This window comes from Halomonas sp. THAF5a (assembly GCF_009363755.1).
In the GTDB taxonomy this organism is placed as follows: domain Bacteria; phylum Pseudomonadota; class Gammaproteobacteria; order Pseudomonadales; family Halomonadaceae; genus Halomonas.
On record NZ_CP045417.1, the window covers coordinates 2800336 to 2817985 of the forward strand.

The window sequence follows — 17650 nt, forward strand, 5'->3', positions numbered from 1 at the left end:
GCAGCAACACGAGGCCCATCGGGAAGGCCGGCGGCATCGACACTCCCTCCCCCGCCTCCCGCCGCCAGGCCAGGAACCGCCGCGTGCCTGTCTCTCACCTTCATGGCCGCCCGGTCAGGATCCCTCGGGAAACCTCACGGTTCGAGAATCACCTTGGCGGCCGGGGTACGCCCTGCCACCAGCTCGGCAAAGGCCTCGGCCCCTTCGTCGAGCCGACGCACCTCGACCCAGTCAAGCGGACCCAGGGCCTGGGAGTCGAGCAAGTCGACGGTGGCTCGCAGGTCGGTGGGGGTGTAGGTGTAGGCGCCAAGGAAGGTCACCTCCTTGAGGGTTATGGCGCGGACATCCAGGCCTCCCTCGTTGTCCTGCAGCCCGAGGTGCATGATGGCTCCACCGGGACGCACGGATCGCACAGCCGTCTGTCGAGTCGGCGCCGCGCCGACGCAATCGAACACCGCCTCGAACGCATCCGCCTCCGGCATGTCGTCCCGCGGATCGAGTGTCGCAAGGCCGGCCTGTTCCGCGGTTTGCCGGCGCAGCGGATTGGTATCGGCGAGTCGCAGGTCTCGCACCCCCTTGTGACGCAGGATCAGTCCGGCCAGCAGGCCCACGGCACCGGCGCCGATGACCAGCACCCTGGCCTCGGAAAGCGGCCTGGGAAGTGCCCGCTCCAGTCGATTGATGCCATGCAGCGCGGTGGCTGCCGGTTCGGTCAGCGCCGCGGCCACGGCGGACAGGGAGTCGGGCACCTCGATCAGGCAGTGATCGGGGATGGTCAGGGTCTCCGCAAAGGTGCCGGGCCGGGTCATGCCGATCATGGTGCGATGGCTGCAGAGGTTCTGGCGCCCCTCGAGGCAGTAGTCGCACTGACCGCAGACGATAAGCGGGTTCATCGTCACCCGCTTGCCGGCAAGGGCGCCCTCGACCACCTCGCCGGCCGCTTCATGGCCCAGGACCAGCGGCGGCTGACGGCGCGGATCATGGCCATGGTACGCATGCAGGTCGGAGCCGCAGATGCCGGTGGCCTGGATGCGTACCCGGGACTCGCCCTCGGCCAGCGGGGCTTGTGGGGTCTCGCGCATTTCGAGCCGCTCGGGCCCGACATAATAGAGTGCTTGCATGACACGCTCTCCAAGCGGTGTGAGCTCATTTGGCCGTGAAGCCGCCATCGACATAGAGGGTCTGGCCGGTCACATAGCCGGCGGCCGGGGACGCCAGAAAGACCGTGGGACCGGCGATATCCTCCAGCGAGCCGTTACGCCCGATGGCGGTTCGTGCCGCCAGGGCGTCCGCCGAGTCGGGGTCGTCGAAGACCGGCGCCGTCAGCTCGGTCGGGAAGAAGCCCGGGGCGATCGCATTGGCGTTGATGCCGTGGCGCGACCAGGCCTCGGCCATGGCGCGGGTGAGCTGGACGATCCCGCCCTTGCCGGCCCCGTAGGGCGCGCTGTCGGGGAAGGCGCGCTGGGACTGCAGCGACGCCAGGTTGATGATGCGCCCGTAGCCAGCCTCCCGCATGCCGGGCACCAGGGCCCGGGCGAGGAAGAAGGGCGTGCCCAGATGCAGCTGCAGGGTCAGCTGCCAGGCCTCCAGGTCCACGTCCTCGATGGGCTGGCGCAGGTTGACGCCGGCGGCGTTGACCAGGATGGTCACCGCCCCGAAGGGCTCCGCCGCCCGCCGGGCGGTCTCTTCCAGGGTGCCCGGGGCGGCGAGGTCGGCGACGAGGGCGGCCGCCTGGCCGCCCTGAGCCTCGATCGCCGCCACACTCTCCTCCAGGGCCTCACGACGCCGGGCGGCGACCACCACCCGGGCGCCCGCGGCGGCCAGCGCCGACGCCATGGCCCGTCCCAGGCCGCTGCTGCCGCCGGTGACCAGGGCTACCTGGCCATCGAGATCGAAGCTTGGCCGCATCTCATACCTCCTCGGGAATCACCAGGTCGAAGGTCTCGGCCGGGTAGTACTTGGCCAGCCGGACATCGCCGGTGCGCGCATGCCCCTCCATGCCCTCGCAGCGCGACAGGCGGGCGGTGGCCGCCGCCACGCTGCGGGTGGCCTCACGACTCTGGCGCTGGTAGGTCACGATCTTGAGGAACTTCTGGGCGCACAGGCCGCCGGTGTAGCGCGCCGCGCCCTTGGTCGGCAGGATATGGTTGGTCCCGGAACACTTGTCGCCGAAGGCCACGGTGGCCTCCTCGCCGACGAACAGCGAGCCATAGCTGGTCAGCCGCGCCATCCACCAGTCGAGATCGGCGACCTGCAGTTCCAGGTGCTCGGAGGCGTAGCGGTCGCTGACCTCGACGACTTCCTCGCGGGTGTCGCAGAGAACGATCTCGCCGTAGTCTCGCCACGCCGCGTCCGCCGCCTTGCGCTGGGTCTCTGGCAGTGCCTCGATCAGGCCGGGCATCAGCGCGGTCACGGCGTCGGCCAGCTCACGGGAGGTGGTGAACAGCCAGGCCGGGGAATCGGGGCCATGCTCGGCCTGGCCTACCAGGTCGGCGGCAACGATGTTCGGGTCCGCCGCCTGGTCGGCGATGATGCCGATCTCGGTGGGCCCGGCAAACATGTCGATGCCGCAGCGGCCGAAGAGCTGACGCTTGGCCTCGGCCACGAAGCGGTTGCCGGGCCCGACCAGGATATCGGCCGGCTTGCCGGTAAAGAGACCGAAGGCCATGGAGGCAATGCCCTGGACCCCGCCCATCTGCAGGATGATATCGGCCCCGGCCAGGTCCATGGCATAGAGAATCGCCGGGTGGATGCCGTTCTCGTCCCGGGGCACGGAACAGGCCACGACGTTCTTGACGCCCGCCGTCTTGGCGGTGGCCACGCTCATGATCGCCGAGGCGATATGGGCATAGCGGCCGCCGGGTACGTAGCAGCCGGCGGTCTCCATCGGGATCAGCTTCTGGCCGGCGAACAGGCCCGGCGACAGTTCACGCTCGAACTCCCCGATGCTGTCACGCTGGGCCGCCGCAAAGCCGCTCACCCGCTCGTAGGCGAAGTGGATGTCCCGCTTGAGCTGCTCGGGCACCCTGTGCTTGGCCGCCTCGATCTGCTCGCGACTCACCACGACGTCCCCCTCCCAACCATCCAGGGTGCGGCAGTATTCCTTCGCCTTGCTCTCCCCCTCGGCCTCGATCTCGGCCAGCATCCGGGAGACGATCTCCTGGGTCTGGTCGTAGCCGGTGGACGCATTCTTCTCGGCTTTCTTGTAGTAGTGAATTGCCATTGTGCTTTCCTCTCGCTGGGTTGCTTATCGTTGATTCACCGCTGCCCGAAGGGCCCGGATCTCGCTGCAGGACGGGGAGCCGCCCTGCTCTGGCGCCTGCGGGGTTCGCAAGGAACGCCAGGTGTGTATCGATATCGTCGCGCCATTCATGTAAGCGCTTACAATCTTGCTGCGAGGAGATGGCATCCGTGCCATGCTCCTTGGGCCTCGCCTAGAGCCCCCAGGTCGATAGCCAGGGCACGAAGGCGATCAGCAGTACCACCAGCAGCATGCCCAGCACGAAGGGGAAGGCATAGCGGGCGATGGACAGGATCGAACAGCGCGTCAGCCCCGACACCACGAAGAGGTTGAGCCCCAGCGGCGGCGTGATGAAGCCCAGCCCCAGGGTGGTCACCATCATGATGGCGAAATGGAAGTCGTTCATCCCCGCCTGATGGGCCACCGGCAGCAGCAGGGGCGCCAGGATCACGATATTGGGCGTGGTCTCCATCACGCAGCCGGCCAGGACCAGGATGCCGATCATCAGCAGGATCATCATCGACGGGGAGTCGGTCAGCCCGCCGATCCCGCTCACCAGCGTCTGGGGGATGTCCAGGCTGGCCAGCGTCTGGGCCAGCGGCAGGGACACGGCGATGATCGGCACGATGACCCCGCACACCCGGGCCGAGGACTCCAGCATCCGCGGGATGTCGCCGAGCGTCAGGCGGCCCTGGTGGAGGCCGATGATCACCACGACCACCACGGCCACCGCGGCCGCCTCGGTGGGGGTGAAGAGCCCCGAGTAGATGCCGCCGAGGATCACCACCGGCACGAACAGCGCCCACCGGGCGTCCCATGCCGTGGCGATCCAGCGACGCCAGGAGAAGGGTGCCCGATCTCCCTCGAAGCCGTGCAGGCGATTGATCACCACATTGGTGATCATCACCGAGAGCATCACCAGCACGCCGGGGATGGCGGCAGCCAGGAACAGGGTCGAGGCCGACATGCCGAGCACCAGGCCCATCACGATGTAGGCGATCGACGGCGGGATCAGGATGCCGGTACAGGCGCCCGAGGCCACCAGCGCACAGGCCGCCGGCAAGGGATAGCCACGCTCCACCAGGCGATGGATGGTCATGCGCCCCACCGCTGCCGCACCGGCGGCATCGGAGCCCGAGATGCAGGCGAAGAAGCCACAGCCCAGGGTCGTGGAACTGCCAAGCCCGGTGCGCATGCCACCGACGCTGGCTTCGGCGACGTCGAGCAGCTTGTCCGACAGCCCCGAGCGCACCAGCGCATCCCCGGTGAGGATGAACAGCGGCACGGCGATCAGCGCGAAGGCATTGATCCCCTCGAACAGGGACTCGCCGAACACCGACAGCGGCAGCGTCTCGGTCATCGTCAGCATGCCCAGGGTGCCCAGGCCGATGGACACCCAGACCGGCACGCCGAACACGATCAGCCCGACCAGGAGAGCCAGGGGCCCATAGAAGGTCCAGCCGAGATCGGCGGCGGCCTGCTGCACTGCAAGAAATTCCATGGCAGACCTCCTCAGTCGAACAACTTGTGGCCGTCGAAGGGCGGTTCTCCGCGACGCATGCGGCGGACATCCGCCAGCATCGTCTGGACGACTCGCCACGCGATCAACAGGAAACCGACGGGGATCGCCGCCAGGAAGACGGCCTGGGACACGCGCAGCCCCGGCGTTACCGAACCGAAGTTCAGCGAGGTCAGCACCGGCGAGACCGACAGCCACAGTGCCCAGACTGCCAGCACCAGGGTCGCGATGTCGGAAAGCCACCAGGCCAGGCGCTGCACCCGTGGGCCACCGAGATTGACCAGCACGTCGATACGGATATGAGCGCGGTCACGGACCGCCGCCGCGGCGGCGATCCAGGCCAGGTAGATGAAGGCGTAGCGCGCCAGCTCCTCTCCCCACACCGACGAATAGTTCAGGGCGAAGCGACGAATGACCTCGATGGCGACCGTCAGGATGATCAGCGCGTAGAAGGTCAGCAGCAGCCAGCGCTCGCTCTTGCGGTCGATGCGATCACAGCGCATGCGAAAGGCGTGCCCCGCCCCCCGCTTAGATATCGCTGTCGACGTAATAGCCATTCGACACCTCCGTCGCAGCCAGGAGCTCGTCGAACACGTCCAGGGACCCGGCCAGCTCACGCTTGGTCTCATCCCAGGCCGGCAGCTGGTGGCCACAGCGCTCCTTCCACTGGGCCAGCTCGTCCTCGGTGGGCGAGTAGATCGAGACCCCGGCCTCGCGCATCTGGTAGTAGGCGCAGGCCCGCGCCGCCGGCACCTTGGCCAGGTTCTCGCGGAAGGTGACATCGGCGGCCTGGAGGATGCCTTCCTGGATGGCCGCGGGCTGGGCGTCGAACCAGGCCTTGTTGCAGGTATAGACCTGGGCATCGGGGACGGACTGGATGGTGGAGATGCTCGACAGCACATCGGTGAAGCCGAACACCAGCAGCGCCTGGACGCTGGGATCCAGGGCATCGGCCACGCCCTGCTTCATCGCCGAGGAGGTCTCGCCCCAGGCCACCGGCGTGGGGTTGGCCCCGGCCAGGCGATAGACCTTCTGCAGGATCTCCGAGGACGGCACCCGGAACTTGATCCCCTCGATGTCCTCGGGGGTTCGAACGGGACCGTCGAGCAGGCCGTCACGCACCGCCACGGAACGCGGATCGATGCAGATGTAGTTGAGCACCTTGAAGCCGCGCGCCTCGACCTTGTCATGCACGACGTCACGCCAGCTTCGGGAGGTGACCAGGTTGATCAACCGCTGGTTGTCACCACACCAGTAGGGAATGTTGATCAGATCGACCTCGGGGGCGAACGCCGAGAGGTTGGAAATGGAGTGCTGGGCCATGGCGATGGTGCCGTTCTGCACCTTGGTGATCAGCGCTCCACCCGCTCCCAGCTGGCCACCGGGCGACAGCTTCACGTAGAGGCGACCACCGGTGAAGTTCTGCAGGTTCTCCTTGAAGTTGAGCTGCATGATCGGATAGGCCCGGGAGGCCCCCAGGGTATAGCCGGTGGCCATGACCAGAGTGGTCTCGGCGGCGGCTTCGCGCTCGTTCTCCTCCTGGGACGTCGCCGCCATGGCGCGCTCGGAGAACAGCGTGCCGCCGACGGCGCCGATCACCGCGGCACTGAAGCCGTAACGCGCCACGGCGCCCATGAACTGCCGCCGCTCGGGCCGCTCTGGTGCTGCGGCGGCCTCGGGACCGCGAAGGAAAGGTCTTTGCAAGGGTGACATCAGCGTGCTCCTCATGATTGTTATTGAAGCGAGTTATTGTTGAAGCCAGCCAGACCGTCGGTCATGGCGTGGAGGACTGCCGTGATTCGAGCCTTAAGCATCCGGAGATGAAAGAGGCCGTGGCGATCACCAGCAGCACCGCTTCCAGGACCGGAGTGATGCCGTAGAGCTCCGGCCAGAAGCGTTGCATGGCGACGTTGAGGAAGAAGACGGCGAACAGGCCCAGGGCCAGCCACATCAGGCCGCGCCTGGCTCCATTGCCTGGTGTCTTGCGTGGTGAATCCGACATGGTGATGAGCTCCCGCGGTGTCTTGTTGTCGTCTGTCCGGTGAGGCCCCGCGCGCCTCATCCGGGCTGGGAGGCCGCGCCTCGCTTGCCGATCCCCCACCGAGACCTATACTGGGGAAACAAATTTTGTAAGCGCTTACAATTCACACCCCAACCTAGACTCCTCTACATGACTTGTCCAGAAAAAACTGCCCTCCTCCTTTCCGACCGAAGCAGGACGGATCCTGCCAGGGAGCGCGAGACGCCATGACGCACAAGGAGACACAGCGCACGCTGCTGGGAGACGTCGCTCGGGAAGCGGGTGTCTCGACGGCCTCGGTATCGCGCGTTCTCAATCGGGCCCCACACGTCAGCGATCGATTACGCGAACGCGTCGAGGCCGCGATCGACCGGCTCGGCTACGTGCCCGACGGTACCGCCCGGGCCCTCGCCTCCCGACGCATAGGAGCCATTGGCGCCCTGGTACCGACGCTGGACAACCCCATCTTCGGCACGATGATCGACAGCCTGGAACAGAGGCTCAAGCGCCACGACTGTCGCCTGCTGATCGCCACCTACCGGTATGATCTGGATGATGAGCTACACGCCTTGCGCACCCTGGTCCAGCAGGGCATCGACGGCGTCATCCTGATCGGCCACGAACATCGCCCGGCGGTACACGCCCTGCTCGAGCGACGCAGGCTACCGTTCCAGACCTGCTGGAATGGCGATGATACCCCTGAGTGGCCGAGCATCGGCTTCGACAACGCGGCTCCGGCACGGCGCCTGGCAGAGCACCTGCTGACGCTGGGCCACCGGCGCGTGGCGGTGGTCAGCGCCCCGACCGAGGGCAACGACCGTGCCCGAGCCCGCCTGGCGGGTTTTCGGCAGGCCCTCATGGCAGCCGGATGCCCCCTGCCGCCGGAGCGTATCATCACGGTGAACTATGGCATCGCCGAAGGGGCCCAGGCCTTCGAGACACTCATGAACCTGGCGATGCCGCCCACCGCCATTCTCTGCGGGAACGACACCCTCGCCTTCGGGATCCTGCTGGCCGCCCAGCGCGCAGGCGTGAACGTGCCAGAGGCCCTGTCGATCACGGGGTTCGACGATCTCCCGCAGGCACGGTTCATGTCGCCCCCACTGACCACGGTCGCGGTTCCAGCAAGCGAAATGGGGCGCCAGGTGGCCGATGCCCTGATCGCCCGCATCGGCGGCCAGCGCCCTCCTCATCGTCGCCTGCTGGACGCCTCGCTCGTGCTTCGGGCCTCCACCGGTCCGGCTCCGGCAGACGGATAGCCGCTCAGGCCAGCGCCGCGTGGCTATCGAGCTCGGCGACCAGTGCCGCCGGCAGGGTCAGCCGCGTCGCGGACTCCCGGCGCCGGGCGTAGCGTCGATCCCCGGGCAGTCGCACGCCTGGCTGGTCCTGCATGGCAGCGAGCAGCGCTTCGACGTGCTCCAGGACGCCTGGCGAGAAACGCGCCGGATCGAACATCAAGATCAGATGACCGATGCTCGGCGGTTCGCCCTCGGCGTCGAAGAAGGAGGTCGCCTGGAAGCCGAAGTGGCTGCCGGCCAGTCCCGCGGTGAGCAGCTCCACCATCAGCGCCAGCGCTGCGCCCTTGGCATCCCCCGCCGGCAGCATGCTGCCGGCCAGCGCCGCCTCGGCATCGGTGGTCGGCCGGCCCTCGGCATCCAGGGCCCAGCCCTCGGGAATCGCTTCGCCCTGCTTGCTGGCCAGCATCACCTTGCCGCGGGCCACCTTGGACAGCGACAGATCCAGCAGCAGCGGATCGCCGTCCCGTCGGGGGCAGGCGAAGGCGATGGGATTGGTGCCAAAGAGCGGGCGATTGCCGCCCCAGGGCGCCATGGCCGAGGGCGCATTGCTGAAGGCCAGGGCCAGGTAGCCGCGCCGCGCGGCGGCCTCCACCGGGGCGCCCGCCACGCCAAAGTGATGAGAGCGTGCGATGGACACCGCGGCCACCCCAAGACGCGCCACGACCTCGTAACCCGCCTCCAGCCCCTTATCGATGGCGGGGAAGGAGAGGCCGTGACCGGCGTCGATACGCACCACGGCACCGTCACACTCCAGCCGTGGCACCGCTGCGACGTCGACCTTGCCACTGGCCACCTGGTCAAGGTAATAGGGCAACCGAGAAAGTCCGTGAGACGGCAGGCCGTCACGCTCCGCCGCCAGCAGGGCCACCACGGTGGCCTCGGCCTCGGCCTCGCCGAAGCCACGGCCGCGCATGGCGGCCAGGGCCAGCTCCCTGGCCTGGGCGACATCCAGCTCGACACTCTCGCTCATGCGCTCACCTCTTCCTGTTCCAGCACCTCGCGAACGGCGTCTGCGGTCATCTGACTGATGCGTGCGTTCGACTCGTGGGTAACGCCAGCGATATGGGGAGTCAGTATCAGGTTCGGGACACCCTCGAGCGCCGAGCCCGCGGGCAACGGCTCCTGCTCGAAGACATCCAGCATGGCCCCTGCCAGCCGCCCCTGACGCAGCACCTCCGCCAGTGCCTCCTCGTCCACCGTTCCGCCGCGGGAGGCATTGATCAGCACGGCATCGGCCTTCATGCGCGACAAGGCGGCAGCATCGATCAGGTGATGGGTGGCCTCGGTCAGGGGCACGTGGAGGCTGATCACATCGGAGGACGCGATCAATGCGTCCAGGCTCTCGTGGCGGGTGACACCTGCCCACTCGGGGGCATCCGACGCCAGGTGCGGATCGAAGGCCGCTACCTTCATGTCCAAGGCCCGCGCGCGGCGAGCAGTTTCGCGGGCGATGGCGCCGAAGCCCACCAGCCCGAGGGTGCTGCCGGCCACCTCACGACCGATGAGCGCCTGGCGCGGCCACCCCCCCGCGAGCATGGAGACGCTGGAGGCGTAGGCCCGGCGACGCAGCATCAAGGCCCCCGTCAGCACATACTCGGCCACCGAGCTGCCGTTGCCGCCATGGGCCGGCTTGACGATGACGTCCCGGGCCTCACAGGCGGCCAGGTCGATATTGTCGAGCCCGACGCCCAGGCGACCGACCACCCTCAATCGCGGCGCGGCGGCCAGTAGCTCGGCATCCACCCGCGTGCGGTTACGTACGATCAGGCCCTGGGCGTCGGCCACCGCCGCCAGCAGGGCCGCGCGATCCTCCACCAGGCCGGTATCGAAGACCACCTCGGCTCGGTCCTCGAGGCTGGCGGCGGCGCCCTCGTCCATGAATTCGGAAATCACGATCTTGGTCATCGACACTTGTCTCCTCCTGTCGCCGGGGATCACCCGGCATCGGTTGTTGTTCCTGTCGTCACCGCGTCGGGGGTTCAGCTCATCCACCACTTACCCGCCGGCAGCGGCACATTCAGCAGCAGCGCGAAGAGCCCATAGAAGCACCCCACCAGCACGACGCCCGTCGCCAGGTGTCCCATCAGACGACGCGCCGACCAGGACTCGTGCTGGGCGATCAGCATCAGGGTGACAAAACTCGCCAGCCCCGCCAGCAGGAAGCCGACCCAGGGCATGATCAGGGCCCAGACCGCCATGGCCAGTACCAGCATCACGCGACGCGGCGTGGAGCCCCGGGCCCGGCCGTCATTGCGCTGAACACCGCGCAGCGCCAGCTGTCCGATCCGCATCAGGGCGGCGAGCAGCGTCAGTCCCGCGATGGTGGTCGGGAACACGGCCCCCAGCGGACTCATGTCCTGGGCCTGCCAGATACATCCCCCGCTCAAGGCGACGAACAGCAGGGGCATCAGGAACTCTGACCGGGCCGAACAGGCGGCCTGGATCTGTCGGTTCGTTGTCGTCATGAGGAAGTCTCCTGGGGGGAAGCCCCGCCGTGATGGGCGCGGTGCCGGTCACGCCGCTCCTTGATCAGCGGGTAGACGACGCTGAGTACCGACAGGGCGATGATCGTGATCGAGATCGGTCCGCCGAAGAAGGTCGTGGCATAGGAGCCGCTGGCGCGCCCCATCAGGAACCCCTGGACGAACCCCTGCTCGGCGATCGGTCCGAGGATCAGCCCCAGCACGATAGGCGACGGCCGGAAGCCGTAGCGGTTGAGCAGCCAGCCCACCACGCCCAGCGTCAGCATGATGATGACGTCACTGACGCTGTTACGGATGGCGTAGGTACCGATCACCGTCATGAAGGCGATGGTGGGCACGAGCAAGGCCTTGGGGATGGTGATGATCGACTTGAAGGCGTAGCGGCCGATCAGCAGACCCAGCGGCAACAGCAGGCAGGTGGCCAGGAAGAGCCCGGCAACGAAGGTGTAGGTGATGCTGGCGTTGGTGGTGAAGAGCTCCGGCCCCGTGCGGAACCCCTGCACCATCAAGGCCCCGAGGATGACCGCATCCGGCGGGGTGCCAGGAATCCCCAGCACCAGGGTGGGGATGAAGCCACCGCCCACCGTGGCGTTATTGGCCGCCTCGGTGGCCAGAATGCCCTGGGGATTGCCCTTGCCGAACGTCTCGGGCTCCCGAGAGGCGCGTCGCGCTTCGGAGTAGGACACCAGGCTGGCGATGGAACCGCCCGCCCCGGGCAGGATGGCCACCCCGGTGCCGACCGTGGCCGAACGCAGGAGGTTGAACTTGCCCAGCCAGGCATGTCCCAGTCCCTCGCGCAGGCGCAGCCCCCGCTGCTCCTCGTCGACCTTGAGGTGAGACTCGGGCGTCGCCACCAGGTCGATGAGCACGGGAATGCAGTAGAGGCCGATCAATGCCGACACCGTCTCGATGCCGCCCAGCAATACCTGGGAGCCAAGGGTATAGCGGATGTCTCCCCCCACCACGGCCACCCCGACGGTCGAGAGAAGCAACCCGAAGCCAGCGCCCATGAACCCCTTGAGGGTGGAGCCCTCGGAGAGCGCCGAGATCAGCGTCAGGCCGAAGATGGCCAGCCAGAAGTACTCCACGGAACCGAAACTCAAGGCCACCTGGGCCAGCATCGGTGCCAGGGTCAGCAGTGCCAGCACACCGACCATGCCGCCCACCATCGAGGCGATCGTCGACAGGGTGACGGCGAGGTCGCCGTCCCCCCGCTTGGCCATGGGATAGCCATCGAAGGTCGTGGCGATCGCCGAAGGCGTTCCTGGCGTATTGACCAGGATGGCGGAATAGGAGCCGCCATAGATGGCCCCCGTATAGATGGCCCCCAGCATGATCAGCGCCGATTCCGGTGCCATGCCGAAGGTCACCGGGACCAGCACGGCGACGGCCATGGTGGCCGAGAGCCCCGGCAGGGCCCCGATGATGATCCCCGCCGCCACCCCGAGCAGCGCCAGCCCCAGATTATCCGGGGAGAGCGCCCCCAGGGCATAAGTCAGCATATCCATGCGACGCCTCCCCGGGTCAGTCGATCAGGCCGGCTTCACGTGCGATCGCCTCGTAGACACGCTGCTGCTCCGCCATGAACGCATCCATTTCATCCAGCGATACATCCATCAGGACGAAACCAAGCTCCTGCATCTCCTGCCGGAACCCTGGGGTCTCGTTGATCTGCTGGAAGATCTCGGCGAGCTTCTGCTGGGCCTCGTCGGGCGTTCCCTCGGGCACGGCCATGCCGCGGTAGGCACCGCCCACCATGTCGTAGCCGAGTTCCTGAAAGGTCGGCACGTCGGGGAACAGGGGGTGGCGCTCCTCGGCAGCGACCGCCAGCATGCGGACCTTGTCCTGATGGTTGGCGGCCACCGTGGTGTAGCCCCACTCCGCCTGGACCTGGCCGCCGAGCAGGGCCGTCACCGCGGCGCCGGTGCCCTTGAACGGGATATAGGTCGTGGTCACGTCGGCCAGCTGCTGGAAGCGGGTATTGGCCACGTCGTTCGCGCTGTAGGTGCCGCTGCCCGACAAGGTCACGGCACCAGGTGCCTCGTTGGCGGCCTGGATCAGGTCGTCCAGGGTCTCGTAGGGGCTGTCCTGACGCACCAGGATGGCGTCCGGGGAATAATGGAAGTAATAGAAGTTGTCGAGGTCGTCGGTCTGGAAACCGACCTCCTTGCCCATGGGCTTGAGGATGATATGCGGCAGGTTGGAGCCCATGATGGTATGACCATCGGCGGACATGTCGGAGAGCTGGGACCAGCCCACGGCGCCGCCCCCCCCGGGCATGTACTGCACGACCAGCTGCTCACCGGTAATCTCCTCGAAATATTTCTGCTGCAGGCGAGCGCTGATGTCGGACTCCCCACCGGGACCGAAGGGAATCACGTACTGCACATCCTTTTCGGGAAACGCATCGGCTGCGGCGGTCGACGTCAGGCCACAGGCGAATGCCAGCCCCGCGCCTGCCGCCAGGCCAATGGACAGAGAAATACGCATGGCTTATCTCCAGGTGTTGTCGTTGTATTTGAGAGCCTAAGAGTGTGCGACGCCGGCGACTCATGAGGGCGACGTCATGCCGAAATTTCGATCTCCATACATCTTGTCGAGTGAGAAGGCGACACCCTCAGCGGTCGGATGAGGGTGTCGGGAAACCGATCAGGCACTTTCGAACAGGCGGGTCAGCACGAACTCGCGATGGCCGAGCGCCTCGGCGGCGGTATTCCGGCCGTTGGCGGTACGCAGCATCATCTCGAGCAGCTGATCACCGGCTTCCTGCATGTTGATGTCGCGCTTGAGGATCGAGGACACGTCGACATCCACGTGTTCGCTCATGGTGCGTACGGTCCGCGGGTTAGCGCAGATCTTGATCACCGGCAGGATCGGGTTGCCGATCACGTTGCCCTGGCCGGTGGGGAAGAAGTGCACCACATAGCCCGAGGCAGCGCACAGCGTCACCATCTCGGCAGCGGCCGACGAGGAATCCATGAACCACAGGCCTGGCTTGTCCGGGGTCTCGGCCTTGTCGAGAACGCCGTCGACACGGCAGCGATGACCGATCTTCTGGATGTTGCCCAGCGCCTTCTCCTCGATGGTGGTCAGGCCGCCTTCGATGTTGCCCTTGGTCGGCTGTGACTCGGAGAGATCGCTGGTCTTGTGACGATCGATCATGTCGCTGTAGCGATCGAACATCGCCTGAAACTGCTGGCGCACCTCCGGGGTGGCGCAGCGCTCGGCCACCAGGTGCTCGCCCCCGGTCAGCTCGGACGTCTCGCCGAACACCAGCGTACAACCGGCGTCGTAGAGCTTGTCGAAGGCGTCGCCCACGGTGGGGTTGGCACCGCAGCCCGAGGTGGTATCCGACTCGCCGCACTTGGTGGAGACCCAGAGTTCGCTGACGTCACACTCCTCACGCTGAAGCTCGCTGGCGTACTGGACGAACTCCTTGGCCTTCTTGGAGGCGGCGCAGATGGTGTTGTGATCCCCATTCTGCTCGATCCAGAAGCCTTCGACCGGCTTGCCGGTGGTCTTGATGCCGTCCACCACCTTGTTGGTCCAGCCCGGCTCGATGCCGATGACGATGACAGCGGCCACGTTGGGGTTGCAGCCGGTACCGATCAGGGTACGAAAGTGAAGATCCAGATCGGCGCCAAACTGCAGGCGTCCATAGGGGTGCGGCAGGGCCAGGGCCCCCTTGATGTTGTTCGCGACGGCCTCGGCAGCGGCATTGGAGATGTCGTCGACCGGCAGCACGATCACGTGGTTACGCACCCCGACGCGCCCGTTCTCGCGGCGATACCCCTGGAACTTGCGACCCTTGATTTCCATGCTTACCACCTCTTGGTTTTGACGTTGTGTACGTGAAGGTGCTCACCCTTGTTGATCGGCTTGACCACCCGACCGATGTCTACGCCGTACTTGATGACAGCGTCGCCTTCTTCCAGGTCGCGGATCGCCAGCTTGTGGCCGATGGGAATAGGGTTCAGCACCTTGAACGTGATCGTCTTGTCCTGGTGCATCACCCAGCCGGTCAGGTCCTGTCCTGCCTCGATCCCCTCGACCACCGCCACGCCGACACTGTCGTCGGCATCGTGTACCACGAAGTCGATACTCATGATGTCTCCTCTCCACTTGCGAGGTTATTGGTGTTGTCTCGATGAAAGCCTGAACAAAGGCTTCCTGATGAAGTGCCCGTTGCGAAGCCACAACTCATATATAGGATATATGATAGATGACCGTCAAGTCCTCTATATGTTTTTTTGCTATCATCACACCAGCCGATGACGCTCCAGCGGAGCGAACACCCCAGCGGCACCGAACCTAGGACACGAGACATGGAACAGCAGCTGACACCGAGCTATCGCCCCCTCTACCAGCAAATCAAGGAGGCCCTGCTGGCGCGGATCGTCTCGGGAGACTGGCCTCCCGGCACCTTCATCCCCAGCGAGTCCGCCCTGTCGAAGGAGTACGGCGTCAGCGTAGGCACTCTGCGCAAGGCGCTGGATGCCCTGGCCAGTGATCAGGTGGTGATTCGTCACCAGGGCAAGGGCACGGTGGTCGCCACCCATGACAGCGATCGTTCACTGTTCCAGTTCTTCCACCTGACTCGCCTCGACGGCACGCGCTCCCTTCCGGTTTCGCGCGTACTCCTGCGCGAACGTCGTCCGGCCACCGAGGAAGAGGCCAGGATCCTGGACCTCGAGCCATCGGCCGTGGTCGTGCACATTCGCCGCATCAGGGAACTGGAGGAGGAGCCGGCACTGCTGGAGGACCTGGTGGTCGAGGCGGCACGGTTTCCGGCGCTGGAGTGCGAACCCGAGACGCTGCCCAACACCCTCTATCAGCTCTACCAGCAGCGCTTCGGGCAGAGCGTGGCCCACGCCGAGGAGCGGCTGTTCGCCGTGTCAGCGGGCCCGCAGGAAGAGGCATACCTGGGCACGGCGCCGGGCTCGCCGCTGCTGGAAATCCACCGGGTTGCCCGGGGCCTGCAGGGCGAGGCGCTGGAGTACCGGATCTCGCGGTGCGAGACCCGGCGCCACTGCTACTGGAACGACCTATGAACGCAAGCCGGCCGCCCCATCGGGCGGCCGGCTGTCAGGGATGACGCCATCCTCGGATGGCGTCGTCGGGGAAGGTGTCAGGCGCTCAACAGGGCGTTGAGGCGCTTGACGTAGGCGGCAGGATCGTCGAGATGACCGCCCTCGGCGATGATCGCCTGGTCGAGCAGGATGCGCGCCAGGTCCTCGAAGCCCTCGCCCTCGACGCCCTCGAGACGCGCCACCAGGGCGTGCTCGGGGTTGAGCTCGAGGATCGGCTTGACCTCGGGCATCGCCTGGCCGGCGGCCTCCATGATGCGGCGCATCTGGAAGCCCATCTCGTGCTCGGGCAGTACCACGCAGGCCGGCGAGTCGGTGAGGCGGTGGGTCACCTTGACCTCCTGGACCTCGTCGCCCAGCGCCTCCTTGACGCGCTTGACCAGATCCTCCTTGGCCTTGGCGGTCTCCTCCTGGGCCTTCTTCTCCTCCTCGTCCTCGATCTCGCCGAGGTCGAGATCGCCCTTGGCGACGTCGACGAAGGCCTTGCCCTCGAACTCGGTGAGGTGGCTCATCAGCCACTCGTCGATGCGGTCATGGAGCAGCAGGACCTCGATGCCCTTCTTGCGGAAGATCTCCAGGTGCGGGCTGTTCTTGGCCGCGTTGAAGCCGTCGGCGACGATGTAGTAGATCTTCTCCTGCCCTTCCTTCATGCGCGACACCACGTCGGCCAGCGACTGGTCCTGGGTGGCGCTGTCGGTGTGGGTGGTGGAGAAGCGCAGCAGACCGGCGATCTTCTCGCGGTTGGCGAAGTCCTCCGCCGGGCCCTCCTTGAGCACGCTGCCGAAGGTGTTCCAGAAGGTCTGGTAGGCCTCGGGATCCTTGGCCAGCTTCTTGAGCATGTCGAGGGAACGCTTGGTCAGCGCGCTCTTGATCTTCTCGACCTGCGGGTCCTGCTGCAGCAGCTCGCGGGAGACGTTCAGCGACAGGTCGCGGGTATCCAGCACGCCCTTGATGAAGCGCAGGTAGAGCGGCAGGAACTGCTCGGCGTCGTCCATGATGAAGACGCGCTGCACGTAGAGCTTCACGCCGCGGGCGCCGTCGCGCTCGTAGAGATCGAAGGGCGCGCGGCCGGGCACGTAGAGCAGGCTGGTGTACTCGAGCTTGCCCTCGACCTTGTTGTGGCTCCAGGTCAGCGGGTCGCTGAAGTCGTGGGCGACGTGCTTGTAGAAGGCCTTGTACTCGTCGTCGGTCAGCTCACTCTTGGGGCGCACCCAGAGGGCGGTGGCCTCGTTGACGGTCTCCCAGGTCGTGGTCTCGCTGCCCTCGATGTCGTTGCCGTCCTCGTCCTTGGCGGTCTCGACCTTGGGCATGCGCACCGGCACCTCGATATGATCGGAGTACTTGCGCACCAGGCTCTGCAGGCGGAAATCGTCGGCGAACTCGGCGGCATCCTCCTTGAGGTGCAGCACGATCTCGGTGCCGTGGGTCTCGCGCTCGACGTCGGCGACGGTGAACTCGCCCTCGCCACGGGAGCGCCACTCGACGCCGTCGCCCTTGGCGGCGCCCGCCTTGCGGGTGCGCACGGTGACCTCGTCGGCGACGATGAAGCCGGAGTAGAAACCGACGCCGAACTGGCCGATCAGCCGGGCGTCCTTCTGCTGCTCGCCGGAGAGCTGCTTGAGGAACTCCGCGGTGCCGCTTCTGGCGATGGTGCCGAGGTTCTCGATCACCTCGTCGCGGCTCATGCCGATGCCGTTGTCGCGCACGGTGACGGTGCGCGCCTCGGCGTCGTGCTCGATCTCGATGCGCAGCTCGCTGTCACCCTCGTAGAGCGCGTCGTTGTCCAGCGCCTGGTAGCGCAGCTTGTCGCAGGCATCGGCGGCGTTGGAAATCAGCTCGCGCAGGAAGATCTCCCGGTTGGAGTACAGGGAGTGGATCATCAGGTGCAGCAGCTGCTTGACCTCGGTCTGGAAGCCGAGGGTTTCTTCATGGGTGGCAGTGGTCATGTGGCTCGGACCCCTCTTTCGACATGACGATGGTGGCAACGCCACCGGTGTAGACT

Annotated in this window: 17 protein-coding genes; 2 read left to right on the plus strand and 15 right to left on the minus strand. The window is 66.4% G+C overall.

Annotated features, from left to right (window positions below):
* Positions 1 to 134 precede the first annotated feature (134 nt).
* The 7 genes from FIU83_RS12720 to FIU83_RS12750 all read right to left on the minus strand — a co-directional run bounded on the left by FIU83_RS12720 (position 135) and on the right by FIU83_RS12750 (position 6762).
* Positions 135 to 1121, minus strand: a complete 987-nt coding sequence (locus tag FIU83_RS12720; RefSeq protein ID WP_152484383.1) for an alcohol dehydrogenase catalytic domain-containing protein — start codon at positions 1119 to 1121, stop codon at positions 135 to 137.
* A 25-nt stretch (positions 1122 to 1146) separates the two neighbouring features.
* Positions 1147 to 1908: an SDR family NAD(P)-dependent oxidoreductase gene (locus FIU83_RS12725; RefSeq protein WP_152484384.1), complete on the minus strand. Its 762-nt coding sequence runs from the start codon at positions 1906 to 1908 to the stop codon at positions 1147 to 1149.
* Position 1909: 1 nt separating this feature from the next.
* Positions 1910 to 3223, minus strand: coding sequence for a histidinol dehydrogenase (gene hisD, locus FIU83_RS12730; RefSeq protein ID WP_152484385.1), 1314 nt, complete (start codon positions 3221 to 3223; stop codon positions 1910 to 1912).
* A gap of 211 nt (positions 3224 to 3434) precedes the next feature.
* Entirely contained in the window at positions 3435 to 4742 is a 1308-nt protein-coding gene (locus FIU83_RS12735; RefSeq protein ID WP_152484386.1) for a TRAP transporter large permease, read from the minus strand.
* Positions 4743 to 4753: 11 nt separating this feature from the next.
* On the minus strand, positions 4754 to 5263 hold the full coding sequence (locus FIU83_RS12740) for a TRAP transporter small permease (RefSeq protein ID WP_152484387.1): 510 nt from the start codon (positions 5261 to 5263) through the stop codon (positions 4754 to 4756).
* A 25-nt stretch (positions 5264 to 5288) separates the two neighbouring features.
* Complete coding sequence (locus FIU83_RS12745) at positions 5289 to 6464, minus strand: TRAP transporter substrate-binding protein (protein ID WP_216645033.1); 1176 nt, start codon at positions 6462 to 6464, stop codon at positions 5289 to 5291.
* Between the two features lie 70 nt (positions 6465 to 6534).
* Positions 6535 to 6762 (minus strand): hypothetical protein, encoded by a 228-nt coding sequence (locus FIU83_RS12750; protein ID WP_152484389.1) that lies wholly within the window; start codon positions 6760 to 6762, stop codon positions 6535 to 6537.
* Positions 6763 to 7007: 245 nt separating this feature from the next.
* Between FIU83_RS12750 and FIU83_RS12755 the strand changes: the two genes are divergently transcribed.
* On the plus strand, positions 7008 to 8039 hold the full coding sequence (locus tag FIU83_RS12755; RefSeq protein ID WP_152484390.1) for a LacI family DNA-binding transcriptional regulator: 1032 nt from the start codon (positions 7008 to 7010) through the stop codon (positions 8037 to 8039).
* Between the two features lie 4 nt (positions 8040 to 8043).
* Here the strand turns inward: FIU83_RS12755 and FIU83_RS12760 are convergent, their stop codons facing one another.
* The 7 genes from FIU83_RS12760 to FIU83_RS12790 form a co-directional block, all read right to left on the minus strand.
* A complete protein-coding gene (locus FIU83_RS12760; protein ID WP_152484391.1) occupies positions 8044 to 9048 on the minus strand; it encodes an Ldh family oxidoreductase in 1005 nt (334 codons plus the stop codon).
* Positions 9045 to 9983, minus strand: a complete 939-nt coding sequence (locus tag FIU83_RS12765) for a hydroxyacid dehydrogenase (RefSeq protein WP_152484392.1) — start codon at positions 9981 to 9983, stop codon at positions 9045 to 9047. The genes FIU83_RS12760 and FIU83_RS12765 overlap by 4 nt, the downstream gene beginning before the upstream one ends.
* Before the next feature lie 74 nt (positions 9984 to 10057).
* Positions 10058 to 10543 carry a tripartite tricarboxylate transporter TctB family protein gene (locus FIU83_RS12770; protein ID WP_152484393.1) on the minus strand — a complete coding sequence of 162 codons (486 nt, stop codon included), beginning with the start codon at positions 10541 to 10543 and terminating at the stop codon, positions 10058 to 10060.
* Positions 10540 to 12069: a tripartite tricarboxylate transporter permease gene (locus FIU83_RS12775; RefSeq protein WP_152484394.1), complete on the minus strand. Its 1530-nt coding sequence runs from the start codon at positions 12067 to 12069 to the stop codon at positions 10540 to 10542. The genes FIU83_RS12770 and FIU83_RS12775 overlap by 4 nt, the downstream gene beginning before the upstream one ends.
* Before the next feature lie 16 nt (positions 12070 to 12085).
* On the minus strand, positions 12086 to 13051 hold the full coding sequence (locus FIU83_RS12780; protein ID WP_152484395.1) for a tripartite tricarboxylate transporter substrate binding protein: 966 nt from the start codon (positions 13049 to 13051) through the stop codon (positions 12086 to 12088).
* 159 nt (positions 13052 to 13210) lie between these two features.
* Complete coding sequence (locus FIU83_RS12785) at positions 13211 to 14380, minus strand: UxaA family hydrolase (RefSeq protein WP_152484396.1); 1170 nt, start codon at positions 14378 to 14380, stop codon at positions 13211 to 13213.
* Between the two features lie 2 nt (positions 14381 to 14382).
* Positions 14383 to 14667 (minus strand): UxaA family hydrolase, encoded by a 285-nt coding sequence (locus FIU83_RS12790; protein ID WP_152484397.1) that lies wholly within the window; start codon positions 14665 to 14667, stop codon positions 14383 to 14385.
* A gap of 219 nt (positions 14668 to 14886) precedes the next feature.
* On the opposite strand from FIU83_RS12790, the gene FIU83_RS12795 reads away from it, so the two are divergent.
* The gene (locus tag FIU83_RS12795; RefSeq protein WP_253939470.1) at positions 14887 to 15612 is read left to right on the plus strand and encodes a GntR family transcriptional regulator; all 726 of its coding nucleotides are present in this window, start codon (positions 14887 to 14889) and stop codon (positions 15610 to 15612) included.
* Between the two features lie 77 nt (positions 15613 to 15689).
* On the opposite strand, the gene htpG is transcribed toward FIU83_RS12795, so the two are convergent.
* Positions 15690 to 17594: a molecular chaperone HtpG gene (gene htpG / locus FIU83_RS12800; protein ID WP_152484399.1), complete on the minus strand. Its 1905-nt coding sequence runs from the start codon at positions 17592 to 17594 to the stop codon at positions 15690 to 15692.
* Positions 17595 to 17650 lie beyond the last annotated feature (56 nt).

What these genes read in the sequence shown, in the direction of transcription:
- FIU83_RS12720 (WP_152484383.1), bottom strand. Translation starts at nt 1,121, where the DNA reads ATGCAAGCACTCTATTATGTCGGGCCCGAGCGGCTCGAAATGCGCGAG.
- FIU83_RS12725 (WP_152484384.1), bottom strand. Translation starts at nt 1,908, where the DNA reads ATGCGGCCAAGCTTCGATCTCGATGGCCAGGTAGCCCTGGTCACCGGC.
- hisD (WP_152484385.1), bottom strand. Translation starts at nt 3,223, where the DNA reads ATGGCAATTCACTACTACAAGAAAGCCGAGAAGAATGCGTCCACCGGC.
- FIU83_RS12735 (WP_152484386.1), bottom strand. Translation starts at nt 4,742, where the DNA reads ATGGAATTTCTTGCAGTGCAGCAGGCCGCCGCCGATCTCGGCTGGACC.
- FIU83_RS12740 (WP_152484387.1), bottom strand. Translation starts at nt 5,263, where the DNA reads ATGCGCTGTGATCGCATCGACCGCAAGAGCGAGCGCTGGCTGCTGCTG.
- FIU83_RS12750 (WP_152484389.1), bottom strand. Translation starts at nt 6,762, where the DNA reads ATGTCGGATTCACCACGCAAGACACCAGGCAATGGAGCCAGGCGCGGC.
- FIU83_RS12755 (WP_152484390.1), top strand. Translation starts at nt 7,008, where the DNA reads ATGACGCACAAGGAGACACAGCGCACGCTGCTGGGAGACGTCGCTCGG.
- FIU83_RS12760 (WP_152484391.1), bottom strand. Translation starts at nt 9,048, where the DNA reads ATGAGCGAGAGTGTCGAGCTGGATGTCGCCCAGGCCAGGGAGCTGGCC.
- FIU83_RS12765 (WP_152484392.1), bottom strand. Translation starts at nt 9,983, where the DNA reads ATGACCAAGATCGTGATTTCCGAATTCATGGACGAGGGCGCCGCCGCC.
- FIU83_RS12770 (WP_152484393.1), bottom strand. Translation starts at nt 10,543, where the DNA reads ATGACGACAACGAACCGACAGATCCAGGCCGCCTGTTCGGCCCGGTCA.
- FIU83_RS12775 (WP_152484394.1), bottom strand. Translation starts at nt 12,069, where the DNA reads ATGGATATGCTGACTTATGCCCTGGGGGCGCTCTCCCCGGATAATCTG.
- FIU83_RS12780 (WP_152484395.1), bottom strand. Translation starts at nt 13,051, where the DNA reads ATGCGTATTTCTCTGTCCATTGGCCTGGCGGCAGGCGCGGGGCTGGCA.
- FIU83_RS12785 (WP_152484396.1), bottom strand. Translation starts at nt 14,380, where the DNA reads ATGGAAATCAAGGGTCGCAAGTTCCAGGGGTATCGCCGCGAGAACGGG.
- FIU83_RS12790 (WP_152484397.1), bottom strand. Translation starts at nt 14,667, where the DNA reads ATGAGTATCGACTTCGTGGTACACGATGCCGACGACAGTGTCGGCGTG.
- FIU83_RS12795 (WP_253939470.1), top strand. Translation starts at nt 14,887, where the DNA reads ATGGAACAGCAGCTGACACCGAGCTATCGCCCCCTCTACCAGCAAATC.
- htpG (WP_152484399.1), bottom strand. Translation starts at nt 17,594, where the DNA reads ATGACCACTGCCACCCATGAAGAAACCCTCGGCTTCCAGACCGAGGTC.